This window comes from Rhodanobacter sp. DHB23 (genome assembly GCF_014842975.1).
Classification (GTDB): domain Bacteria; phylum Pseudomonadota; class Gammaproteobacteria; order Xanthomonadales; family Rhodanobacteraceae; genus Rhodanobacter_A.
In genome coordinates this window covers 501,872-525,659 of record NZ_JACYXK010000029.1, presented here as the reverse complement: position 1 = coordinate 525,659, position 23,788 = coordinate 501,872, and the positions used below count along the sequence as shown (strand labels likewise).

The 23,788-nt window shown below is 69.3% G+C and carries 17 protein-coding genes and 1 tRNA gene; 10 read left to right on the top strand and 8 right to left on the bottom strand.

The features are described 5' to 3' along the window. Window positions 1-185 precede the first annotated feature (185 nt). The 5 genes from rsmG to IHE47_RS17010 all read left to right on the top strand — a co-directional run bounded on the left by rsmG (window position 186) and on the right by IHE47_RS17010 (window position 4,177). Window positions 186-821, top strand: coding sequence for a 16S rRNA (guanine(527)-N(7))-methyltransferase RsmG (rsmG, locus tag IHE47_RS17030; RefSeq protein ID WP_192108063.1), 636 nt, complete (start codon window positions 186-188; stop codon window positions 819-821). A gap of 47 nt (window positions 822-868) precedes the next feature. Then, window positions 869-1,756: a ParA family protein gene (locus IHE47_RS17025; protein ID WP_192108061.1), complete on the top strand. Its 888-nt coding sequence runs from the start codon at window positions 869-871 to the stop codon at window positions 1,754-1,756. A gap of 270 nt (window positions 1,757-2,026) precedes the next feature. After that, the gene (locus tag IHE47_RS17020) at window positions 2,027-2,890 is read left to right on the top strand and encodes a ParB/RepB/Spo0J family partition protein (RefSeq protein WP_192108059.1); all 864 of its coding nucleotides are present in this window, start codon (window positions 2,027-2,029) and stop codon (window positions 2,888-2,890) included. A gap of 134 nt (window positions 2,891-3,024) precedes the next feature. After that, on the top strand, window positions 3,025-3,741 hold the full coding sequence (locus tag IHE47_RS17015; protein WP_192108057.1) for a glycosyltransferase: 717 nt from the start codon (window positions 3,025-3,027) through the stop codon (window positions 3,739-3,741). A gap of 67 nt (window positions 3,742-3,808) precedes the next feature. After that, a complete protein-coding gene (locus tag IHE47_RS17010; protein WP_192108055.1) occupies window positions 3,809-4,177 on the top strand; it encodes a DUF488 domain-containing protein in 369 nt (122 codons plus the stop codon). A 69-nt stretch (window positions 4,178-4,246) separates the two neighbouring features. On the opposite strand, the gene IHE47_RS17005 is transcribed toward IHE47_RS17010, so the two are convergent. Then, the gene (locus IHE47_RS17005) at window positions 4,247-5,182 is read right to left on the bottom strand and encodes a patatin-like phospholipase family protein (RefSeq protein ID WP_192108053.1); all 936 of its coding nucleotides are present in this window, start codon (window positions 5,180-5,182) and stop codon (window positions 4,247-4,249) included. Between the two features lie 137 nt (window positions 5,183-5,319). Here IHE47_RS17005 and IHE47_RS17000 point away from each other — a divergent pair, with 137 nt between their 5' ends. Continuing rightward, the gene (locus IHE47_RS17000; RefSeq protein WP_192108051.1) at window positions 5,320-7,089 is read left to right on the top strand and encodes an SLC13 family permease; all 1,770 of its coding nucleotides are present in this window, start codon (window positions 5,320-5,322) and stop codon (window positions 7,087-7,089) included. Between the two features lie 36 nt (window positions 7,090-7,125). Here the strand turns inward: IHE47_RS17000 and gnd are convergent, their stop codons facing one another. Together gnd and IHE47_RS16990 are read right to left on the bottom strand one after the other, a co-directional pair. Further along, window positions 7,126-8,079, bottom strand: coding sequence for a phosphogluconate dehydrogenase (NAD(+)-dependent, decarboxylating) (gene gnd, locus IHE47_RS16995; protein WP_192108366.1), 954 nt, complete (start codon window positions 8,077-8,079; stop codon window positions 7,126-7,128). 33 nt (window positions 8,080-8,112) lie between these two features. Then, window positions 8,113-8,997 carry a lipid A biosynthesis acyltransferase gene (locus tag IHE47_RS16990; RefSeq protein WP_192108049.1) on the bottom strand — a complete coding sequence of 295 codons (885 nt, stop codon included), beginning with the start codon at window positions 8,995-8,997 and terminating at the stop codon, window positions 8,113-8,115. Window positions 8,998-9,077: 80 nt separating this feature from the next. Between IHE47_RS16990 and dtd the strand changes: the two genes are divergently transcribed. Then, window positions 9,078-9,518, top strand: coding sequence for a D-aminoacyl-tRNA deacylase (gene dtd / locus IHE47_RS16985; RefSeq protein ID WP_192108047.1), 441 nt, complete (start codon window positions 9,078-9,080; stop codon window positions 9,516-9,518). 144 nt (window positions 9,519-9,662) lie between these two features. Continuing rightward, the gene (rpoD, locus tag IHE47_RS16980) at window positions 9,663-11,534 is read left to right on the top strand and encodes an RNA polymerase sigma factor RpoD (RefSeq protein WP_192108045.1); all 1,872 of its coding nucleotides are present in this window, start codon (window positions 9,663-9,665) and stop codon (window positions 11,532-11,534) included. A 91-nt stretch (window positions 11,535-11,625) separates the two neighbouring features. Here rpoD and IHE47_RS16975 read toward each other — a convergent pair whose 3' ends face one another. Continuing rightward, window positions 11,626-11,997, bottom strand: coding sequence for a nuclear transport factor 2 family protein (locus IHE47_RS16975; RefSeq protein WP_192108043.1), 372 nt, complete (start codon window positions 11,995-11,997; stop codon window positions 11,626-11,628). 162 nt (window positions 11,998-12,159) lie between these two features. On the opposite strand from IHE47_RS16975, the gene IHE47_RS16970 reads away from it, so the two are divergent. Then, window positions 12,160-12,235 (top strand) — tRNA-Ile (locus tag IHE47_RS16970). On the opposite strand, the gene IHE47_RS16965 is transcribed toward IHE47_RS16970, so the two are convergent. Next, window positions 12,192-13,034, bottom strand: a complete 843-nt coding sequence (locus IHE47_RS16965; protein WP_225562118.1) for an alpha/beta hydrolase — start codon at window positions 13,032-13,034, stop codon at window positions 12,192-12,194. The two genes, IHE47_RS16970 and IHE47_RS16965, sit on opposite strands and share 44 nt — an antisense overlap. A 32-nt stretch (window positions 13,035-13,066) precedes the next feature. Then, window positions 13,067-15,022, bottom strand: a complete 1,956-nt coding sequence (locus IHE47_RS16960; protein ID WP_225562037.1) for a serine protease — start codon at window positions 15,020-15,022, stop codon at window positions 13,067-13,069. A gap of 219 nt (window positions 15,023-15,241) precedes the next feature. On the opposite strand from IHE47_RS16960, the gene IHE47_RS16955 reads away from it, so the two are divergent. Then, window positions 15,242-19,951: a DEAD/DEAH box helicase gene (locus IHE47_RS16955; RefSeq protein WP_192108039.1), complete on the top strand. Its 4,710-nt coding sequence runs from the start codon at window positions 15,242-15,244 to the stop codon at window positions 19,949-19,951. Here the strand turns inward: IHE47_RS16955 and IHE47_RS16950 are convergent. Both IHE47_RS16950 and IHE47_RS16945 read right to left on the bottom strand, forming a co-directional pair. After that, window positions 19,936-21,000, bottom strand: a complete 1,065-nt coding sequence (locus IHE47_RS16950) for a heparan-alpha-glucosaminide N-acetyltransferase domain-containing protein (RefSeq protein WP_192108037.1) — start codon at window positions 20,998-21,000, stop codon at window positions 19,936-19,938. The genes IHE47_RS16955 and IHE47_RS16950 overlap by 16 nt on opposite strands. 359 nt (window positions 21,001-21,359) lie before the next feature. Beyond that, window positions 21,360-23,684: a family 20 glycosylhydrolase gene (locus IHE47_RS16945; protein ID WP_192108035.1), complete on the bottom strand. Its 2,325-nt coding sequence runs from the start codon at window positions 23,682-23,684 to the stop codon at window positions 21,360-21,362. Window positions 23,685-23,788: the final 104 nt, after the last annotated feature.

The window sequence follows — 23,788 nt, the reverse complement described above, 5'->3', positions numbered from 1 at the left end:
CGTCCGCGCACAGGGGAGTTGAGCAAGCCTTGAACCCGCCACCCGGCGGGTTTTCCTTGTGTGCAGCCACCATCCGGCAACCGCCCTGCCGGCCATTGCCGGCCCGGCGTGATGGCCGCCGCAGGCGATTTTTCCCGGGCGACACTGGATACTTGCCCACCCATCACCGTTCCAAGGGACACCGCATGACCGCCCGCGCCACCCTGCAGCAACGCCTGGAACAGGGCATCGCCGCGCTCGGCCTTGCCCTGCCTGCGGATGCGGTGGAACGCCTGCTGGATTACCAGGTCCTGCTGGAGCGCTGGAACGCGGCCTACAACCTCACCGCGATCCGCGACCCGGCCGAGATGGTCACCCGCCACCTGCTCGACTCGCTGGCGATCCTGCCCTACGTCCGGGGCGGGACGCTGGCCGACCTCGGCACCGGCCCCGGCTTGCCCGGCATCCCGCTGGCCATTGCCGCGCCGGAGCGGCAGATCCTGCTGGTGGATTCCAACGGCAAGAAGGTGCGCTTCCTGCGCGAGGCGATCCGCGCGCTGAAGCTCGACGGCGTGCGCGCCGTGCAATCGCGGGTGGAAGAGGTGGAAGGCGCGTTCGACTGCATCACCGCACGCGCCTTCGCCAGTCTTGCAGACATGCTCGGCTGGGGCGGCCACCTGCTGGCGCCGGACGGCACCTGGCTGGCGATGAAGGGCAAGGCGCCGGACGAGGAATTGCCCGGCGTGCCGCCCGGCTTCGCGGTGCGCGGCATCCACGCGCTCGCCGTGCCGGGACTGGACGCCGAGCGCAGCCTGGTCGTGCTCGGTCGCAGCGCAAGCTGAATCCGGCTGCTAATCTAGGTCCCCTTTCGCGCACACGAAACGACGACATGGCACGCATCATCGCTGTCGCCAACCAGAAGGGCGGCGTCGGCAAGACCACTTCGGCAGTGAACCTCGCGGCGGCGCTGGCCGCGGCGAAGCGCCGCGTGCTGCTCGTCGACCTCGATCCGCAGGGCAATGCCACCACGGCCTCCGGCGTGAACAAGCACGAGGCGCGGCCGAACGGCTGCGCGGTGCTGCTGGAAGAAGCCACGGTGGCCGATGCGGTGGTCGCCACCGACGCCCACTACGACCTGCTGCCCGGCAACGGCGACCTCACCGCTGCCGAGCTGAAACTGATGGACACGCTGGCGCGCGAGCATCGGCTGAAGGAACAGCTGGCCCCGGTGGCCGGCCGCTACGACACCATTCTCGTCGACTGCCCGCCCACGCTGAGCCTGCTCACGCTCAACGCGCTCACCGCGGCGGACGGCGTGCTGATCCCGGTGCAATGCGAATTCTTCGCGCTGGAAGGCCTTTCCAGCCTGCTGGAAACGGTCAAGGCGGTACGCCAGCGACTCAATCCCAGGCTGGAAATCGAAGGCCTGCTGCGCACCATGTACGACGTGCGCAACAACCTCGGCAACGAAGTGTCGGCGCAGCTCACCGCGCACTTCGGCGACAAGGTGCTGCGCTCCATCATCCCGCGCAACATCCGTCTCGCCGAGGCGCCCAGCCACGGCCAGCCGATCCATCTGTACGACCGCAGTTCGCGTGGCGCGATCGCCTACATCGGCTTGGCCGGCGAGATCATCCGCCGCGAGCGCGGGCTGCCGCCGATGCCGGTGCCGGTCGAAACCAGCGATGCGGCCGAACCCGACGACTCCACCGAGCCGCCCACTCCGGGCGTGCATGGCATGGCGCTCAAGGCGCCCGCCGCCAACCATCAGGACTAAGAGCCTGTTTATGGTTTCCAAGCACCCCGCGTTGTCATCCAGTGGTCGTCAGGTGGTAGTGCGTGGCGCGGGCCTGACTGGCGGTCAGGCCAAGCCGCGCGCTGCCGCTTGGCGGCCACTGGATGACAACCCTTCGGGCCGGATCTGTTTGCCCGCATTCCTGCGTCATCATTCGGTCGTGGACGGACGTCCACTTCCTCACTCTTCCTTGGCCTGCGCGCAAACAGCTTCCGGCGCGGGGTGCTTGGAAACCATAAAAAGGCTCTAGGCATGGCTGCAAAGAAGCGTGGGCTGGGACGTGGGCTGGACGCACTGCTGGGTGGCGATGGCGCCGCCGCGCCGGTGCTGGAACAGGAAGGCGAGCTGCGCACCCTGCCGATCCAGCAGATCCAGCCCGGCAAGTACCAGCCGCGCCGCCACTGGAACGACGAGGCGCTGGACGAGCTGGCCGCCTCGATCAGGGCTCAGGGCCTGATCCAGCCGGTGGTGGTGCGTGCCATCGGCAAGCAGCAGTACGAACTGATCGCCGGCGAGCGCCGCTGGCGCGCTGCCCAGCGCGCGCAGATGAGCGAGATCCCCGCGCTGGTGAAGGAGGTGCCGGAGGTCGCGGTGCCCGCGATGGCGCTGATCGAGAACATCCAGCGCCAGGACCTCACCCCGCTGGAGGAAGCCGACGCGCTGAAGCGCCTGATCGGGGACTTCGAGCTCACCCACCAGCAGGCCGCCGATGCGGTGGGTCGCTCGCGCGCCGCGGTGTCCAACCTGCTGCGCCTTACCGAGATGCCCGAGCCGATCAAGAAGCTGCTCGACGAGGGCAAGCTGGAGATGGGCCACGCGCGCTGCCTGCTCACCCTCGACGAGGTCGTCGCGGTGCCGCTGGCCCGCCAGGCAGTGACGCTGGGCTGGTCGGTGCGCGAACTGGAGGACGCCGCGCGCCGCGCCCAGGCGGCTCCCAAGGGCAAGGCCAAGCGCGCCCCGGCGCGCGATCCCAACATCGACGCGCTGGAACGCGAGCTGGCCGAACGCTTCGCCACCAGGGTGGAGGTGGCCCATGGCGGCGGCGGTCGCGGCAAGCTGGTGATCCACTACCACAGCAACGACGAGCTGGAAGGCATCCTCGGCAAGCTGCGCTGAGCCGCTGCTTGTAGGAGCACCCTGTGCGCGAATGCTCTTGCTTCGATCAGCATCAGAGCATTCGCGCACAGGGTGCGCTCCTACACAGGGTGGATCGGCGATAATCGTCGCCTGATCGTTTCCGGACTGGCCCCATGCCCCAGCTTTCCGTCGTCGTCCCCGTGTTCAACGAGCGCGACAACATCCCGCCCCTGCTCGCCGAGATCGCCGCCGCGCTGCGCGGCAAGGTCGATTACGAGGTGGTTTACGTCGACGACGATTCCAGCGACGACAGCCGCGCCGTGCTGGATGCGCAGAAGGCGCAGCACCCCGAGCTGCGCGTACTGCACCACGTCACCCGCAGCGGGCAGAGCACGGCCGTGTGGAACGGCGTGCGCGCGGCGCGTGGCACGTGGATCGCCACGCTGGACGGCGACGGCCAGAACGACCCGGCCGACATTCCGAAACTGCTCGCCGCGCGCGATGCCGCCGCGCCCGAGGTGAAGCTGTTCGCCGGCTGGCGCACCACGCGGCGCGACAGCTTCAACAAGCGCATTTCCTCGAAGATCGCCAACGCGGTGCGTTCGCGCATGCTCAGGGACGCCACGCCCGATACCGGCTGCGGGCTCAAGCTGTTCGAGCGCGAGGTGTTCCTGCGCCTGCCCTACTTCGACCACATGCACCGTTACCTGCCCGCGCTGGTGAAGCGCGCCGGTTTCCAGAGCACCAGCGTGCCGGTGGGCCATCGCCCGCGCACCGCCGGCGTGTCCAAGTACGGCATGCTCGACCGCCTGTGGGTGGGCCTGGCCGACCTGCGCGGCGTGGCGTGGCTGATGCGCCGGGGCAAGGTCACCAGGGTCGAGGAGCTTTGACCCGGATCACGCCCGTGTGATGGCGCGGGCGTATGCTGGAACGCATCCCCCTGCGGGAGTTGCGCGCATGAGCATCGCCGTGAAACGTGTCTACGAGCCGCCGGCAAAATCCGACGGCTACCGTGTGCTGGTCGACCGTCTGTGGCCGCGCGGCCTGAAGAAGGATGACGTCCCGCTGGCCCTGTGGGCCAAGGAGCTCGCGCCTTCCACCGCGTTGCGCCAGTGGTTCGGCCACGATCCCGCGCGCTGGGAAGGTTTCCGCCAGCGCTATGCCGGCGAACTGGACAAGCATGCCGAGTACTGGCACCCGCTTGCCGAACACGCCGCGAAACACGTTGTCACCCTGCTCTACGGTGCCCGCGACGAGGAGCACAACAACGCGGTGGTGCTGAAGTCCTATCTGGAAAACTGGTTGCGCACGCACGGGCCGCGGTAGGAACGCACCCTGTGCGCGATGGCCTTGCGCTTCGATCAGAGTGAAAAGCAATCGCGCACGGGTGCGCTCCTACGATGAGGTGGCGGCGTGCGGCGGCCAGTGCGCCAGCGCCTCGCGTGCCTGCAGCCGGCCCAGTTCGATCAATTCGCGGGCACGGTAGAACTCGTAGGGGCTGGCCATGTTGCGCGGCAACTGGATCAGCAGGTCCGGCTCGTAGGCGGAGAGGCGCAGCCGCGCGAGATTGGCCTGCATCAGGTCCATCGCCTGCGTGAGCAGTTCGAGCGCACCGGGTTCGCGCGGGGCGTCGCCGTTGCCGCCGTGCGGCATCAGGCGGCCGATGAAGGTGCCGATGCGTTGGCGATAGCCCGGCGTGCCGTCCGTTTCCGCTTCCGCCGGCGGCGCGGGCGCGGCTTCGACGGCCGCGCCGTCCACGCTCACCGCCATCAGGTAGTCCGCCTGCTCGCGGATCAGCGGCGTCACCGGCAGTGGGTTGAGCAGGCCGCCGTCCACCAGCCGCCGGCCGTCGATGTGGTGCGGGCGGAACACGGTGGGGATGGCGATGGATGCGCGGATCGCGTCGAACAGGGAGCCGCGCGACAGCCACACCTCGCGCTCGCGGTCGATGTCCACCGCCACCGCGGTGAAGGCCAGCGGCAGTTCCTCGATCAGCACGTCGCCGACCAGGGCGCGCAGCGTCTCGATGATCTTCTCGCCCTTGATCAGGCCGCCGCCGGAGAAGGTCCAGTCCACCAGCCTGAGCACGTCGAACTTCGCCAGCGAACACACCCAGTCGCGGTACACGCCGAGCTTGCCCGTCGCATGGATGCCGCCGATCAGGGCGCCCATCGAGCTGCCGGCGATGGCGGCGATGCGGTAGCCCTGCGCCTCCAGCTCCTCGATTACGCCGATGTGCGCGAGGCCCTTGGCGCCACCCGCGCCCAGCGCCAGCGCCACGGTGGGCTGGCGTGCCGTGCCGGCAGGTCCGGTGGAGAGTGGCGTGTTCATCCCTGCATTCTGCCCCGATCGCGATGAACGTGCCGTGCGGTTTTGCGCACGCGCCGCCGTCGCGTAGCATGCGGGTGGAGCCGCTGGGGATAGCCGATGCAGACACCGTCGCCGATCGCACGAACCGGAGCCTGCGCGTGAGCTGGCAGGCCTGGGCGGTGGTGGCCATCATCGCGGTGGCGATGGTGCTGTTCGCCAGCGAGAAGCTGCGCGTCGACCTGGTGGCGCTGCTGATCCTCGCCGCGCTGGTGGTGCTGGGCATCGTCAGCCCGGACGAGGCCCTGTCGGGCTTCAGCAACGAGGCCACGGTGACGGTGGCGGCGATGTTCGCGCTCAGCATAGGCATCGAGCGCTCGGGCGTGCTGGAGCCGTTGAGCCGGTTGCTGATGCGCATCCGCCAGCCGTGGCTGCTGACGCTTACCATGATGCTGGTGATCGCGCCGCTGGGCGCCTTCGTGAAGAACATCGCGCTGGTCGCCACCTTCCTGCCGCTGGCGCTGCGGGTATGCCAGCGCACCGGTACGTCGCCGGCGCGCGTGCTGATGCCGATGGCCTACGCCGCGCAGATGGGTGGCGTGTGCACCCTGATCGGCACCTCGTCCAACCTGCTCGCTGATTCGCTGGCGCAGAAGAGCGGCCTGCCCGGCTTCGGCGTGTTCGAGTTCACCGGCATGGGCATGTTGCTGGCGGTGGCCGGCATCGCCTACCTGATGCTGGTGGGGCGCTGGCTGCTGCCGCGCCACATCGAGGCCGACGACATCGAGGAAGTGGAGATCGGCAAGTACGTCACCGAGCTGGCGCTCACCGCGCAGTCGCCGCTCGTGGGCAGGAGCATCGGCGAGGCGCAGCTGGGCGAACGCTACGGCGTGTACCCGCTGGAGCTGCTGCGCGGCGAGCGGCGCATGTGGTCGCCGCGCTCGCAGCAGATGGAGGCCGGCGACGTGCTGCTGGTGCGCGGCAACTGGGAGAAGATCGAGGACTTCCAGCGGCGCGCCCACCTCACCAACGTGCCGGAAAGCCGCTACGTGCGCGACGCCAACCATCCGCGCGTGCTCGCCGAGATCATGGTGGCGCCGGCCAGCCTCGCCGAAGGCCGCCGGCTGGACGAGACCGACCTGGGCCGCCGCCCCGGCGCCGTGGTGCTGGCGATCCACCGCCGCGGCCAGGTGCTGCGCGACAAGCTCAGCGACACCAGCCTCGCGGTGGGCGACGTGCTGCTGGTGCTGGTGGACGAGGACGGCATGCCGCAACTGCGCAACGACGACGCCTTCATCGTGCTCAGCGAGCGCGACGACTCGCGCCGCATGTCGCGCAAGGCCATCGTGGCGGCGGCGATCATGGCCGGGGTGGTGGTGGTGTCCGGCCTGCGCTGGCTGCCGATCCCGGTGGCCGCGATCTGCGGCGCGGCGATGATGGCGCTCACCGGCTGCTTCGGCCGCAAGGACGTCTACGAAGGCATGGACTGGAAGATCATCGTGCTGCTCGGCGCGATCCTGCCGCTGGGCACCGCGATCGAGAAGACCGGCCTCTCGCACGCGGTGGTGCATGCGGGCATCAGTCTCATCGGCAACCACGGCCCGCTCGCCGCGCTGCTGATGGTGTACCTGCTCACCGCCCTGCTCACCGAGCTGATGGGCCACAACCCGTCCGTGGTGCTGATGGTGGGCATCGCCATCAGCGTGGCCCACGCCATGCATGCCGACCCGCATCCCTTCGTGGTGGCGGTGGCCTTCGCCGCCGCCACCTCCTTCGCTACCCCGGTCGGCTATCCCACCAACACCATGGTGTATTACGCCGGCGGCTACCGCTTCACCGACTTCATGAAGGTGGGCATCCCGCTGATCGCGCTGTTCTGCACGCTGTCGATGTGGCTGATCCCGCGATTCTGGCCGTTCTATCCCGGCTGAGCCCGCCAGCCGGGAGGGTGCGGTTGGAACGGGGGCCTACTTCGGCTCGCCCTTGATCGCATGCCCGCCGAATTCGTTGCGCATCGCCGACAGCAGCTTGTCGGTGAACGATTCGGTGTCGCGCGAGCGCAAGCGCTCGATCAGCGAGGCGGTGATGATCGGGGCGGGCACGTCGAGGTCGATGGCTTCGCTCACGGTCCAGCGGCCTTCGCCGGAATCGACCACGTAGGGCGCGATGCCGTCCATCGTGGGGTTCTTGCCCAGCGCGTCGGTGGTGAGGTCGAGCAGCCAGGAGCGCACCACGCTGCCGTAGCGCCAGATCTCGCCGATCTGGTGCAGGTCCAGGCCGAATTCCTGCTTGTGGCCGAGGATGGAGAAACCCTCGGCATAGGCCTGCATCAGGCCGTACTCGATGCCGTTGTGGACCATCTTGGTGAAGTGGCCGGAAGCCACCGGGCCGACGCGGCCCCAGCCCTGGTCGGCCGCGGGCGCCAGCGTCTCGAAGATGGGGGCGAGAGCCGCCACGGTCTGCTCGTCGCCGCCCACCATCATGCTGTAGCCCTCCTTGAGGCCCCAGATGCCGCCACTGGTGCCGGAGTCCACGTAGCCCAGGCCGCGCCCGGCGTAGAGCGCGGCGCGGCGCATCGTGTCCTTGTAGTTGGAGTTGCCGCCGTCGATCACGGTGTCGCCCTTCGCGAGCAGTGGCAGCAGCGCATTGACGGTGTCGTCGGTGATCTTGCCCGCGGGCACCATCAGCCACAGCACGCGCGGCGCGGGCAGCGCCTGCACCAGCGCGGCCAGCGAGTCCGCGCCCGCCACGCCCTTGTCCGCCACCGCCTTGCGCGCATCGGCGCTGGGATCGTAGCCGGTGACCTGGTGGCCGCCCCGCGCCAGCCGTTCCGCCATGTTGGCGCCCATCTTGCCGAGACCGATCATGCCGAGTTGCATCGCTTGCTCCTCTGATTCAACAAAAAGTCGTTTGGTATGGATGCGCCATCGCGCAGGTGCCGTGAAGGGGCCGGGTCAATCGTCGTAAGGGCTGATCAGGCCGTGCGCCGACCAGCGCTTGTATTGCCACTGGTACTGCGCAAAGGCCAGTGCCACGCATGACTCCACGCCGCGGTTGAGCGCGCCGCAGGCGATGGCGAGGTCGGCGTCGGCCAGTCCGTCCGGCGCGGGCAGGAGGTGGATGCGGTAGCCGGCGCCCCGCGGCAGGCGCTCGGCGAAGGCGTACAGCACGGTGGCGCCGGTACGCGCGGCCAGCCGCGGCAGCAGCACCATGGTCAGCGCGTCGCGGCCGAAGAACGGCGCGAATTCGCCCTCGCCCGCGCGCGGCTTCTGGTCGGGCAGGATGCCCACCGTGCCGCCGGCGGCGAGCCGCTTGTACAGCGTGCGCACACCGGCGCCCTCGGCGCGCACCTGCTCCGGCGCCAGCGCACCGCGCACCTTGCGCAGCAGGCCCTCCACCGCGGCGATGCGCGGCGGGCGATACAGGATCGCCATCGGCGTCCTGCGGCACAGCCAGTAATTGAGCAGTTCCCAGCAGCCCAGGTGCGGTGCGGCGATGATGACGCCCTTGCCCGCGGCCAGCGCGGCGTCGAACAGCGCCGCGCCGCGCACCTCGCGTACCAGCCGCAGCGCACGCTCCGCCCCCGCGCCCCAGATCTTGATGATCTCGGTGGCCGACTTGCCGCTCTCGGCCAGTGCCTCGCGCAGCAGCGCGGTGCGCGCAGCCTCATCCAGGCCGGGGCGGGCGACGGCGAGGTTCACCGCCACGTGGTGCGCGGTGCGCGTGCGCCGCCACAGCGCGATGCGGCCCAGCAGGGCGCCGGCGGCATGCAGCGCGCGCAACGGCAACAGGGCGAGCAGGCGCAGCAGCAGGTAGATCAGGAACATGTCGGCACGCATCCGCGCAGTGTACGGGATTGCCCGCTGCCGCCCGCAGGGCGAGGCGCTATGCTGCGCCTTCCGCTCGCCCATGAGTCGTCATGATCGCCCTGATCCAGCGTGTGCTCTCCGCCCGTGTCGAGGTCGAGGGCGAAATCGTGGGTGCCATCGGCCCCGGCTTGCTCGCCCTGGTGGCGGTGGAGCCGCACGACGGCGAGCGCGAGGCGCAGCGGCTGCTGCAGCGCCTGCTTGGCTACCGCGTGTTCGGCGACGACGCCGGCAAGATGAACCGTTCGCTGGCCGATACCGGTGGCGGCCTGCTGCTGGTGAGCCAGTTCACCCTCGCCGCGGACACCCGTTCCGGCATGCGTCCCAGCTTCACCGGCGCGGCGGCGCCCGAGCATGGCCGGCGCTGGTTCGAACGGTTGCTGGAACTGGCGCGCGCCGCGCATCCGCAGGTGGAAACCGGACGCTTCGGTGCCCATATGGTGGTGAGCCTGGTGAACGACGGCCCGGTGACGTTCCGGCTCGACACGGGCTGAACACCTTGCCTCGAAGGCTGCGCAAGCCCGCGATCTGGCGCGATTTTTGCGTCCCGTCCGGCGAACTTTTCCAGCTTGAAAACTGGTCAAAAAAGCAGCATGTCGCTATAATGTCCGGTTCTTGAACCCTGCGGCGGTCAGTGAATGAACAACAAAGTCCACGAGCAACAGTCCGAAATCAAGGCGCTGATCGCCAAGGGCCTTGAGCAGGGCTACCTGACCTACGCCGAGATCAACGACCACCTCCCCGACGACATCGTCGATGCGGAGCAGATCGAAGACATCATGGCCGTGCTCAAGGGCGTCGGCATCGAGGTGCACGACGCCGCGCCGGACGCCGACCCGCTGGCCGACAACGCGCCCGCGGCCAGCGGCGACGACGAAGCCGCCGCCGAGGAAGCCGTCGCCCTGCTCTCCGCCGTGGACGCCGAGGTGGGTCGCACCACCGACCCGGTGCGCATGTACATGCGCGAGATGGGCACGGTGGAGCTGCTCACCCGCGAGGGCGAGATCGCCATTGCCAAGCGCATCGAGGAAGGCCTCGCGCAGGTGCAGCAGGCCTTGGCCAGCTTCCCGCTGACCATCGAACTGCTGCTGGAGGAGTACGACCAGCACCTGGACGGCAAGCGCCGCCTCAGCGAGATCCTCGCCGGCTTCCTCGACCTGGAAGCCGCCGCCGACGCCGCGCGCCTCGAAGCCGAGGAAGCCGCCGCCGCGGCCGCCGAGGAAGGCGAGGGCGAAGGCGACGAGGAAGACGAGGAAACGGGCGACTCCGAGGAAGAGGAAGCCGGTTCCAGCGGCCCCGACCCGGAAGAGGTCAAGCGCCGCATGGAACTGCTGCGCGACCACTACGGCAAGTTCCAGAAGGCCGCGCCCAAGGCCGCCGGCATCACCGACAAGAAGATCGTCAAGCTGCGCGACCAGATGGCCGAGGAGTTCCTCAAGCTCAAGCTGCCCAGCGCGCTGATCGACGGCTTCGTCAAGAAGCTGCGCGAGGTGGTGGGCGACATCCGCCACCACGAGCGCGTGCTGATGGAGATCTTCGTCAAGCAGGTGAAGATGCCCAAGGCCGAATTCCTGAAGGCTTTCCCCAGCAACGAGGGCAACCTCGAGTGGGCCGCCGAGCTGGGCCGCAAGCGCCAGAAGTGGTCGCCCAACATCAAGGACCACCGCACGGCCATCGACGCCGAGCAGGAGAAGCTCGCCGCGATCGAGCACAAGCTGTTCCTGCCGCTCACCGACATCAAGGAAATCAACCGCGCGATGGCCTCGGGCGAAGCCAAGGCCCGCCGCGCCAAGAAGGAAATGGTCGAGGCCAACCTGCGCCTGGTGATCTCCATCGCCAAGAAGTACACCAACCGCGGCCTGCAGTTCCTCGACCTGATCCAGGAAGGCAACATCGGCCTGATGAAGGCCGTGGACAAGTTCGAATACCGCCGCGGCTACAAGTTCTCGACCTACGCCACCTGGTGGATCCGCCAGGCGATCACCCGCTCGATCGCCGACCAGGCACGCACCATCCGCATCCCGGTGCACATGATCGAGACGATCAACAAGCTCAACCGCATTTCCCGCCAGATGCTCCAGCAGTACGGCCGCGAGGCCACGCCGGAGGAGCTGGCCAAGGAAATGGACATGCCCGAGGACAAGATCCGCAAGGTGCTGAAGATCGCCAAGGAGCCGATCTCGATGGAAACGCCGATCGGCGACGACGAGGATTCCCACCTCGGCGACTTCATCGAGGACAGCAACGCCTCCTCGCCGATCGACTCGGCCACCGAGACCGGCCTGATGGAAACCGTGCGCGACGTGCTCGCCGGCCTCACCCCGCGCGAGGCCAAGGTGCTGCGCATGCGCTTCGGCATCGACATGAACACCGACCACACGCTGGAAGAAGTCGGCAAGCAATTCGACGTCACCCGCGAGCGCATCCGCCAGATCGAGGCCAAGGCGCTGCGCAAGCTGCGCCACCCCAGCCGCTCGGAGCAGCTGCGCTCGTTCCTCGACGTGGATTGATGTTCCTTGCCTCTCTCCCGCTTGCGGGAAAGGGGGCGGACAGAGGGCAACGAGACGGCCGCGCAAGCGGCCGTCGTCGTTTCCGCGCCGCTCAGTCCATGTCGTAGAAGAACTGCTCGCTGACCACCTTGCCGTCGCGCACGCGGTACACGCAGATCTCGGCCATCTGCACGCGCCCGCGGCCCTTGAACGTGATGTCCATGCTCGCCGCCACGCTGAACCAGTGGCCCGCGACCACCGGGTCGCTGACGGAACCGCCATGCACGGTTTCCACCATCGCTCCCCACTGGCGACCCTTCTCGTAGATCGCCGCCAGCCCCTTCGCGTCGCCCAGCGCACCCGGCGGCAGGCCCGGCATCTCGATGCTCACCGCATCCTCCGCGTACAACTCCCGTTGCGCCTGCTCGTACTCGCCCTTGCGGCACAACTCGACCAATCGCTTCGCCACGGCTTCGGTGTTCATGCGTAAATCCCCACAGGATGGAGCGGACAGCCTACGCCCGTCTGCTGACACCGCACTGTCAGCAGCCTTGAGCGGCTCGACGCCCACATTCCCTGCCGCTACCATGCCTAGCTCGCCGCGGCGCGCTTGCAGGCACCACGGTGATCATTCCTGCGTCTTCGTGGGCCTGTAGCACAGCGGTTAGTGCAGGGGACTCATAATCCCTTGGTCGAAGGTTCGAATCCTTCCGGGCCCACCATCTTTCCAAGCCAATCCTCCAGCTGCATCAGCACCTGGGTCCGGCTTGGCTCGGACTCGTTGAACAGCTCGTGGTACAGGTTCGCGAAGTAGCGCGTGGTGAGCTGTTTCGTGCGCGCGGCGGCGGCGGAGAAATCGCGGCTGCCGCTGGCATCGACCAGCGCATCGTCGCCGGCCACCAGCAACAGGGTGGGACCTTCGAGGCGGCCGGCATCGGCGATGCAGGAAGCGCCGGCGCGGAAGATGAAGTCGGCGAGGCGCGGGCTGACGCGGTCGTGGCACAGCGGATCGTCGCGATAGGCCGCCACCACCTGCGCGTCGTGGCTCAGCCGCGGCAGGTCGAGGCCGTTGCGCAGGCGCAGGTTGGGCAGTACGTGCGCCAGCGTCGCGGCCAGCCGCCGCAGGCCCGGCGAGGCGTGGCTGCGCAGCGCCGGCGAGGAGAGCACCAGCGCCCTGGGCGTGATGCGCTCGTCCAGCACGGCGCGCAATGCGACCAGGCCCCCCATGCTGTGGCCCAGCAGCAGCGGTGCGGCGCCTAGCGTGCGGGCGTAATCCGCATGCACCACGGCGAGGTCGGCGAGCAGGTCATCGGGGTGGCTGAGCACGCCGCGCGGCCCCGGGCTTTCGCCGTGGCCGCGCTGGTCGTAGCCGCGCACCGCGTAGCCGCGTGCGTTGAACCAGCGCGCCAGCGCCTGGTAGCGGCCGGCATGTTCGCCCAGCCCGTGCACGATCAGCACGCCGCCGCGTGGTGCCTGCGGCAGCGGCCAGTCGTGCAGGCGCAGCGGTTGGCCGTCGGGCATCGCCAGCCGTATCGCCGCGCCTGCCATCGCGCTCAATGCTCCGTCACTTGCAGGTCCTTCGTGAGCAGGTCGAGTTTGCCCTTCATGAAGTCCTGGGGTTGCGTGCCCGCCGTGCCGTAAAGAGCGCTGTACAGCACCGTGGGCGGCTGCTTGCCGACAGCCGTCGGCGCAATCACGGTGACGATCTTCATCAGGTCGTTCTCGGAGCTCGCCACCGCGTTGTAGGGATACAGGCGTTCCGACAATTTCTTCCAGCGGCTGCTCATGTCGTCGTCCAACCCGTCCGGCGGCGCGATGAAGCGCTGGACGTTGACGCGGTCGTGGTCATCGGAAGCGGTGTCCTTCCAGACCTCCACGTCGCCCACGTCCCACGTCGGCGCCTTGCCGTCGGTGAAGAAGCGGAAGCCCAGCCACAGCAGGTTGTCCGGCCCGATCAATTGCAGCGAGGACGGGTAGGAGAACGCCACCCGCTGCGAGGCGTAGCTGAAGCGCTGGTCATAGCCGTAGTCGATGCGGATGTTGCGGAACGCGGCCGGTTGCAGTGCCGGGTTGCCGAGGAAATCCTTCCACTGTGCCAGCGTGCCCTCGTAGGTGAGGTACACGAAACTGCTGAGTTCGTCGAAGTCCAGCCGCGTGTCGTGCAAGCCCGCCGGCGGCACGAAGCGCACCAGCATCACGCAGCCGTCCGGCGTCGGCAACGTATAGGTCGCCACGAGGGTGTTGGCGTAGGGCAACGGCCAGACGGCGATGCGCCACGGGCGCTGCCAGCGGTCGACATGGGTTGCTTCGAGCGTCGGCTTGCCCAGCGAGGTGATCTTGATCTTCTCGCTGCCCACCGTGCGCTGGAACAGGCCGGCACGCGCCAGCAGGTCCATGCGCGTTTTCGCATCGCCGTAGAACTTCGCCGCGTCGAGTCCATCGGGACGGCGTATGCGGACCAGGCCGTTGTGCCCGGCTGCACCGACGCGCACATAGCCCTTGCCGTCCAGTTCGAAGTAGCGCGACTCGGAATCCGTGCGGCCCCACTGGCCGTCGCTGCCGCGCACGATCAGCGAGGGGAAGCCGTTGAATGTCGTCTGCTCGTGCAGCAGGCGCGCCGAGCCGGCGCCGTTCGGGAACAGGTTGGCGGATTCGCGGTCCAGTAGCGCCTTCTGCTGCCCGTCCTCGTTCGCGTCGAAGCGCGTCTGGTAGTCGCGGTAGAAATCGCCAAGGCTTTCGGGCAACGCGAACTGCGCCTTGAATTCGTCGTTCTGCACCGTGTCGAACAGGTCGATCCGGTAGCCGGTGCGCGCGTCGAGCACGGCCTTGCCATCCGGCGCATCCAGCACGTCGCGGATCGGCAGCGCGTAGTTGAGGTTCTCGTTGGCCGACTTCATCAGCACCACGCCGATCAGCTTGCCGTCCTTGTCCAGCAGCGGGCCGCCGCTGTTGCCGGGCGAGGCCGCGGCGGAGAAGCGCATCCACTTCCACGCGCCGTCCTGTTCCTCCGGCGTGTCGGAGGTGTATAGCCCGTCGCGGATCACCACGCCGGTGCCCAGCGCGTTGCCCACGGCGTAGACCACCTGGTTGAGCGCAGGCGTGCGGTCGATCTCCAGCGCGGCGTCGCCGGGCGGTTGCTGCGCCAGCGTGAACACCACGAAGTCCTGGCGCAGCGAGAACTTCTCGACCTTGGCGATCGGATAGACATGGCCGGCGCCGTCGCGCAGCTCGGGCGGTCCCCACAGGCTGCCCATCCCGGCCATCAGCACGTGGCCCGCGGTGACGTAGCGGCCATGGCCGATCGCGAACGCGGTGCCGATGGAGTAGTACTTGTCGGTACGCTCCTGGTAGGGCAGCAGGTCCAGCGGCAGCGGCTTCTCGTAAGTCAGCGGATCGCCGGTCGGCTTGGCCTGCACCACCTCGAAGGTGGCCGCCTGGATCTTCGGCAGCAGGGCGGCATCGAGGCTCGCCGCCTGCACCGTGGTTATGCCGAGTCCCGATACCAGCATGAGCACGCCGATCCGGCCGAGACGGCGGACCGTCCATTTGCACCAGGTACGCATACGTGTCCTTCGCATGAGCGCGCGGCCCGCGGACTCCCCTCGGCATCCTCGCGGGCGGCGGCGATGCGCATCTTGGCACGCCGGCGCACCGGCGTGCATGGCGATTTGCGGGCGGATCGGGGCGCGTAGAATCGGGAGTCCCTGCCGCCGTCGCACCCAGCCTGCATGCATGCGGATGCCGCCCCGTTGAATGGATTCCACCCCGCCGTCGCCGCCTGGTTCGTGGGCCGTTTCGACGCGCCCACCGCGGCGCAGGCGCAGGCGTGGCCGGCGATCCGCTCCGGCGGCCACGTGCTGGTGGCCGCGCCCACCGGCTCGGGCAAGACGCTCACCGCCTTCCTCGCCGCGCTCGATGCGCTGGTGCGCGAGGGCGTGGCGAACGGCGGCGCGCTGCCGGACGAGACGCGGGTGGTCTACGTGTCGCCGCTGAAGGCGCTGTCCAACGACATCCACCTCAACCTGGAAGAGCCGCTGGCAGGCATCCGCGCCGAGCTGGGAAAACGCGGGCTGCCCGACGTGGCCATCCGCACCGCCGTGCGCACCGGCGACACGCCGCAGGCCGCGCGCGCGTGGATGCGCAAGACGCCGCCGCACGTCCTGGTCACCACGCCGGAGTCGCTGTACATCCTGCTCGGCTCGGCCTCCGGGCGGGAGATGCTGAAAAGCACACGCAGCGTGATCGTGGACGAAATCCACGCCGTCGCCGGCAGCAAGCGCGGCGCGCACCTGGCGTTGACGCTGGAACGGCTGGAATCTCTGTGCGGACGGCGGCTGCAGCGTATTGGTTTGTCGGCAACGCAAAAGCCGATCGAGGAGGTGGCGCGGTTCCTGGTCGGTGTCGTGCCGTCCCCTCTCCCTTTGGGAGACAAACCGGCAGGATTGCCGATTTGCACGGCGGATGCCGCCCACGGAGTGAGGCACATGGATGTGTCGAATGAAGGTGCCCGAAGGGCGGATGAGGGTTCGGTCGAAGCGGGGCGTCACGCAGGCACCGGACCCACTCCCCAGCTCCTCTCCCGGGAGTGGGGCTCAATCAGCGGCGTCGCGATCATCGACACGGGCCACGTGCGGGAACGCGACCTCGCGCTGGAACTGCCGCCGCTGCCGCTGGAAGCGGTGATGTCCAACGATGCGTGGGAGCTGGTCTACAACCGCATCGCGCAGCTGGTGCAGGCGCATCGCACCACCCTAGTGTTCGTCAACACGCGGCGGCTGGCCGAGCGCGCGGCGCGGCACCTCTCCGAGCGACTGGGCAAGGAAGCCGTGGCCGCGCACCACGGCAGCCTCGCCAGGGAGCAGCGCCTCGACGCCGAGCAGCGCCTGAAGCGCGGCGAGTTGTCGGTGCTGGTGGCCACCGCCTCGCTGGAACTCGGCATCGACATCGGCGACGTGGACCTGGTCTGCCAGCTCGGCTCGCCGCGCTCCATCGCCGCCTTCCTGCAGCGCGCGGGCCGCTCCGGCCACCACGTCGGCGGCACGCCCAAGGCGCGCCTGTTCCCCACCACGCGCGACGACCTGGTGGAGTGCGCCGCCCTGCTCGACGCCGTGCGCCGCAATGAGCTCGACGCGCTGGTGCAGCCACCGCAACCGCTGGACGTGTTGGCGCAGCAACTCGTCGCCGAGGTGGCCTGCCGCGAGTGGGACGAGGATGCGCTGTACGCGCTGGTGCGTGGTGCGCATCCCTACCGCGCGCTGCCGCGCGCGGATTTCGACGCGGTGCTGCGCATGCTGGCCGACGGCTTCACCACCCGGCGCGGCGCCCGCGCCGCCTACCTGCATCGCGATGCCGTGCACCGCCAGGTGCGTGCGCGACGTGGCGCGCGCCTGGTCGCGCTCACTTCCGGCGGCGCGATTCCCGACACCGCCGACTACCTCGTGGTGCTGGAACCGCAAGGCACCGTGATCGGCTCGGTGCACGAGGATTTCGCGGTGGAAAGCCTCGCCGGCGACATCTTTCAGCTCGGCAACACCAGCTATCGCATCCTGCGCGTGGAACGCGACCGCCTGCGCGTGGAGGATGCGCATGGCGTCCCTCCCAGCATCCCGTTCTGGCTGGGCGAGGCGCCAGGGCGCACGGATGAGTTGTCGTTTGCGGTGTCGCGGCTGCGCGAGGAGATCGATGCCCGGCTTGAACCTCTCTCCCGCTTGCGGGCACGCGGGGAGGCGCCATGGATGGCGCCGGCTTTGAGGAGCGAGGAGAGGGGCAGGGGAGAGGGCGAGGTTCTTGCCGAAGATTCCGTCGTAGCCGAACCCTCTCCCCCGACTCCTCTCCCGCAAGCGGGAGAGGGGAGTAACGCGCTGGCGTGGCTTCGCGGCGAGTTGGGCTTGGGCGAAGCCGCCGCGCAGCAACTCGTCGATTACCTCACCGGCGCCAAGGCCGCGCTGGGCGTGTTGCCCACGCAATCGACCCTGGTGTTCGAGCGCTTCTTCGACGAATCCGGCGGCACCCAGCTCGTCATCCACGCGCCGTTCGGCAGCCGCGTCAACCGCGCCTGGGGCCTGGCGCTGCGCAAGCGCTTCTGCCGCCAGTTCAACTTCGAGCTGCAGGCCGCGGCGACCGAGGACGCCATCGTGCTGTCGCTGTCCACCAGCCACAGCTTTCCGCTGGAGGAAGTGGCGCGCTACCTGCACCCGGACAGCGCCGAGCATGTGCTGGTGCAGGCCCTGCTCGACGCACCGCTGTTCCCCGCGCGCTGGCGCTGGAACGCGGTGACCGCGCTGGCGCTGCCGCGCTTCGCCGGTGGCAGGAAGGTGCCGCCGCAACTGCAGCGCATGAAGAGCGAGGACCTGCTCGCCGCGGTATTCCCCGACCAGGTGGCCTGCCTGGAGAACATCGTCGGCGAACGGCAGATTCCCGACCACCCGCTGGTGGCGCAGACCCTGCACGACTGCCTGCGCGAGGCGATGGACGTGGACGGCCTGCTGCGCCTGTTGCGGCAACTGGCGGACGGCACGATCCGCCTCGTCGCGCGCGACCTCGCCGCGCCCAGTCCGCTCGCCGGCGCGGTACTCAACGCCGCGCCCTACGCCTTCCTCGACGACGCGCCGCTGGAAGAGCGCCGTACCCGTGCCGTGCGGCAGGATGCGGGCGTCGGCGCCGGCGACCTAGGCCGGCTCGATCCCGCGGCCATCGCCGCCGTGCGCGCCGAGGCGTGGCCGGAAGTGCGCAGCGTCGACGAGATGCACGAGGCGCTGGACGCTCTGGGCGGTATCACCACGAACGAGGCCGCGGCGAACGATGGCTGGGGTGACAAACTGCATGCGCTGGCGAAAGGCCATCGTGCCACACAGCTTGGCCTTCCATTCCAGAGCGTGTGGGTCAGTGCCGAAAAGCTGCCTCAGTGGCAAGCCGTGCATCCGGCGGCCTCGATGCACCCGGCCATCGCCGCGCCCACCGAATACGCCACGCAAAACTGGGAACGCGAAGATGCCCTGCGCGAACTGGTGCGTGGTCGCCTGCTTGGCGTCGGGCCGGCAACCGTCGAGGCACTGGCCGCGCCATTGGGCGTGACGGTGGCCGATGCGGAAGCCGCGCTGCTGCGCCTGCAGACCGAGGGTTACGTGATTCAGGGCCGCTTCGACCCTGCCGTCGACGCCACGCAATGGTGCGAACGCCACCTGCTGGCGCGCATCCACCGCTACACGCTGGGCCGGCTGCGGCGCGAGATCGAGCCGGTGAGCCGGCGCCAGTTGATGCGCTTCCTGCTCGACTGGCAGCACGCCAGCCCCGCCACACGGCTGCGCGGCCCTGATGCCTTGCCGGCGGTGCTGGCGCAACTGGAAGGTTACGAGGCGGCGGCGGGCGCATGGGAGGCGGAGATCCTGCCTGCGCGCATTGCCGACTACTCGGCGAACTGGCTGGATGAACAGTGCCGCGCCGGCCGCATCGGCTGGAGCCGCCTGCGTGCCGGTGGCGGCGGTGGCCCGGTGCGCGCTACCCCCATCGTGCTGCTGCCGCGCCGGCAGATGGCTGCATGGACATCCATTGCGCAGGAGTCGTCACCGCAGGAAGGCCTGCTGTCCTCGCGGGCGCAGGCCGTGGCCGATGCGCTGCGCGAGCATGGCGCGCTGTTCTTCGACGAGCTGCAATCCATCGTCCACCTGCTGCGCACCGAACTGGAGGACGCGCTGGGCGAACTGGTGGCCGCCGGCCGCGTCAGCGCGGACAGCTTCGCCGGCCTGCGCGTCCTGTTGCTCCCCGCGGCGAAACGCGAGGCGCCGCGGCACCGGCGCGTGCGGCGGCATGCGCTCGGCGGGATCGAGGATGCGGGACGGTGGTCGCTGGTGCGTTCCGCCCCGCTCCCTGCCAGGGAGCGTGCGGAAGAATCCGATGAAGCGTCGGCGCGGGATCGCTCCCTCTCCCCGACCCTCTCCCCGCAGGGGAGAGGGGGCGACGGCGGCGCTTCGCGCGGCGTTGATTCGATAAAAGCGGAGCACGTCGCCCGCGCCTTGCTGGCCCGCTACGGCGTGGTGTTCTGGCAGATGCTGGAGCGCGAGGCGCCGTGGTTGCCGCCGTGGCGCGAACTGCTGCGCGTGTATCGCCGACTGGAGGCGCGTGGCGAGATCCGCGGCGGGCGCTTCGTGGAAGGGCTGGTGGGCGAGCAGTTCGCGTTGCCCGAGGCGATCGCGCCGTTGCGTGCGATCCGCCAGCGCGCGGACGATGGCGAACTGGTCGCGGTGGGCGGTTGCGACCCGCTGAACCTGGTGGGTGGCGTGCTGGTCGGCGACAAGGTGCCGGCGGTGCCGGGTTCGCGCGTGCTCTACCGCGATGGCGCGCCCGTGGCCGCGCAGGTCGCGGGCAGGTTCGTCGCGCTGGCCGAACTGTCGGCGGCCGAGGCTCAGGCCGCGCGGCAGGCGCTTCACAGCTTGAGGTAGATGCGCCGCCTGTCCATCCACCACACGATGATCCACCAGAACGCGACGAAGGCGATCGCGTAGCCCAGCGAGGCGAGCTCTTCGCCGCCCCAGGGCGCGATCCAGCTGGCGAAGCCGCGGGTGTAGATGGCGTCCTGCCAGCCCGTCGGCGGCAGCACCACCTGCATGAGTTCCGAGCCGGCGTAGGCGGCGATCGCGTTCATGCCGAAGCGGCGCCCCAGCGGCGGCCATCCCCGCACGTCGACCAGCCAGTAGCAGGCCAGCAAGGCCAGCGTCGCCCAGCCGGACGTCCACAGCACGAAGGAGGGCGTCCACAGGTTCTTGTTGAACGGTATCCACGACGACCACAGCCAGCCCAGCAGCACCGCGGCCACGCCGGCAATGAACAAGGGCTTGAACCTGCGCTGGCGCAGCCACACGCCCGCGCACAGGCCGAACAGGCTGTTGACGATGGCCGGCAGGGTGCTGAGCAGGCCCTCGGGATCGTGCCGCTGGCCGGTGGCCGCATTGGTCTCCCACACGTGGCGGCCGAACACGGCGCTGTCCACGTGGTCGACGATGCTGTCCCACTTCGCCAGCGTGCCGCCGGCCAGCAGCAGCGCGGTGTAGCCGGCGAGCAGCGCCACGATGGCGACGAGCCAGGTGCGCCTGGACGTCTGGATGGCCAGGATCGAGGCCACCGCGAAGCAGACGCCGATGCGCTGCAATACGCCGGGGTAGCGCAGATCATGGCCCGGCGGCCACCATGCCGAAGCGGCATTGAGCAGCAGCCCCAGCGCGACGATGCGCAGTGCGCGCCACAGCGCCGCATTGCGCAGCCCGGCGGGTGCGGCGCCTTGTTCCAGCCGGGGCAGGATCGCCAGCGCGATCGACACGCCCACGATGAACAGGAAGAACGGGAACACCAGGTCGGTGAGCGTGCAGCCGTTCCATGCGGAATGGCTCAGCTGCGGGTACACGTGGTACCAGGTGCCGGGATCATTGACCAGCAGCATGCAGGCCATGGTGATGCCGCGCAGGGCATCGAGGGAGGCGAGGCGTTTGTTCATGCGGTCTGCCGCCGGGGGGCGCACCCCGTGTGCGCCGGCTCCGTAGTGTTTCAGAGCCTGCTTGCGGTTTTCAATCGGCCGGGTCCCTGCCTGTTCGGAGGCTTTGCGTCATCGCCCAGTGAACCCCTCTCCCTTCGGGTGCCGAAGGCGGGTGAGGGTTCGGGCGGAGCGCGGCGATGCGGCGATACCGGACCCTCACCCCAAGCCCGCTCCCGGAGGGAGAGGGGAGAAGAGCGCCAATGAAATATCCGTGATGGCAGCGGGCGTGCACGAGGTGTCAGGCGGGATTTCGGGACCTTGCGTTGCCTTGGCCCTGCCCTGCCTGGGCCATGGCTCCAGCGCATCGGATGCGCCCCGGTTCATGGCCTGGGCCCGGCCTCCAATGACACGCGACCCACCGCGTACAGCGGGCCGTCGGTGGGCGTGGCATAGGCCAGGCACAGGCCGTGCACGCCGCCTTGCGCGGGCAGCTTCGCATCCAGCCTGAACTGGCGCGGGCTGTGCGCGGGGTCGGGCAGCGGCAGGCTGGCGAGCACCGTGCCGGCGCAACCGTCGGCATGCACCACCAGTTCGCCGAACGGCGTGGCGTGCGGGCGCGACACCACCAGCTTGGCGTCGCCGGCCAGCGCGTAGTTGCGCACCAGGCGCACGGCATCGACGTGGATCGCGGTGACGCCGTCCATCAGCGTGGCGGGGAACTGCTGGCAGTTGTCGAAGATGTTCACCGCGTACACCGGCTGCGTGCTGGTGGCGTCGGGCGTGGGCTGCAGGCGCAGGCGGAAATCGCTGCCGGCGCAGTTGTCCAGCTCGGTGCCGGGCAGGCTGAGCAGGGCGGCGCGATCCAGCCGGCGTTCGCGCGCCGTGGCGAGTTCGCTGCCGTCGGCGGCGAAGCTGGCGGCGCGCACGGTGGCCGGCAGCGTCACGTTGAACGGCGCGGTGTAGCGCGGCGAAGCCGTCGAGGGTTCGCTGCCATCCAGCGTGTAGTGGATGGCGCCGAAACCGGCCTGGTTGGAGAGCGTCACCGTGGCCTTGCCGGTGGCCAGCGCCACGTTGCGATCGGTGGCGACGTCCACGGCGAAGGCGCTGTCGGCGACGGCGACGTGCTGCGCGCGCTGGCGCGCGAGTTCCGCCGGAATGCGGTCGAGGAAGCGCTGCCAGTCGTTGCTGGCTGCCGGCGACCACGCCACTTCGGCCAAGGCGTCCAGCCGCGGGAAGGTGGTGTGTTCGACCAGTTCCATGGTCGGCAGGTGCTCGGTCCACACGTTGGCCTGCACGCCCAGCACGTGTTTCGCCTGGGCCGGGCCCAGCACGTCGGGCACGGCCTGGAAGGCGTAGACGTCCTTCAGCGATTCCACGCCCATGCGGCCGGCGAATTCGTCGGCGAGGTCGCCCTGCACATGATCGAAATACAGGTCCGGCGAGGGCGACATCACCACGTCGTGGCCGAGCAGCGAGGCCTTGATCGCGCCGTCGATGCCGCGCCACGACATCACCGCGGCGTCGGTGGGCACGTTGTCGCCTTCGAGGATCTCGTCCCAGCCGATCAGCTTGCGACCATGTTTGCCGAGGTACTGGCCGATGCGGCCGATGAACCAGCCCTGCAGCGCGTCCTCGTTGGTGATGCCCAGTTGGCGCATCTTTGCCTGCACCGCCGGCGAGGCCTTCCACTGGTTCTTGACCGCCTCGTCGCCACCCACATGGATGTACTGCGAGGGGAACAGCGCCATCACCTCGTCGAGCACGTTGTCGATGAAGGTGAAGGTGTCGTCGTCGACGTTGTACAGCCACGGGTTCACGCCCCAGTCGACCGAGACCTGCGGGCGCTGGCCGGTCACGCCGATCCGCGGATACGACGCCACCGCGGCCTGCGCGTGGCCGGGCATGTCGATCTCGGGGACGATGGTGACGTGGCGCGCGGCGGCGTAGGCCACCACGGCGCGGATCTGGTCCTGCGTGTAGAAACCGCCGTAGCGTTGCGGCTCGCCGTCCTGGCCGGCATCGGGCGGCGTGCGCCACGCGCCGATGCGGGTGAGCTCGGGATAGCGCTTGATCTCGATGCGCCAGCCCTGGTCGTCGGTGAGGTGCCAATGCAGCACGTCGAGCTTGAGCTGGGCCATCTGGTCGATCAGCTTCTCGACCTCGGCCACGCTCTGGAAGTGGCGGCCGGAGTCCAGCATCAGGCCGCGCCAGGCGAAGCGCGGCCAGTCGCGGATGGCCAGCGCGGGCACCTCCACCGCGCCCTGCTTCGCGTCGGGCGCCAGCAGCTGGGCGAGCGTGACCGCGCCATGGAACAGGCCGGCATCGTCGCGTGCGGTGACGCGGATGCCTTGCGGCGTGACCTCGAGCGCATAGCCTTCGGCCTGCGCCACCGGCGCCTGCGGGTCGCGCTGCAGCAGGATCGCGTGCGCGGCCTTGTCGTCGCCGGCGATGTGCAGGCGCAGGCCGCGCGTGCGCGCCACGAGGTCGATCAGGTAGTCCGCGGTCTGCCTGGTCGCGGCGTCGTGGCTGGCGGGCACGACCGGCGTGCCGGCATCCACGGTGAAGCCGCCGTGCTGCAACGAGAGTTGCGCCGGCAGCGGAATCAGGGCGGGCGTTGCCGCATCGTCGGCAAGCGCCGCATGCAGGGGCAGCGTGGCGAGCGCGGACAGCAGGCAGGCGCGCGGCAGCAAGGTTCGACGATTCATCGGCAGCTCCTGTGGGGTGGCTCAGCATGCCATCGCGCGATCGGGCCGGACAAAATCGCCGGGGGCGATTTTCGACATGGCGCCCGCGATGGCCGCCACGGATG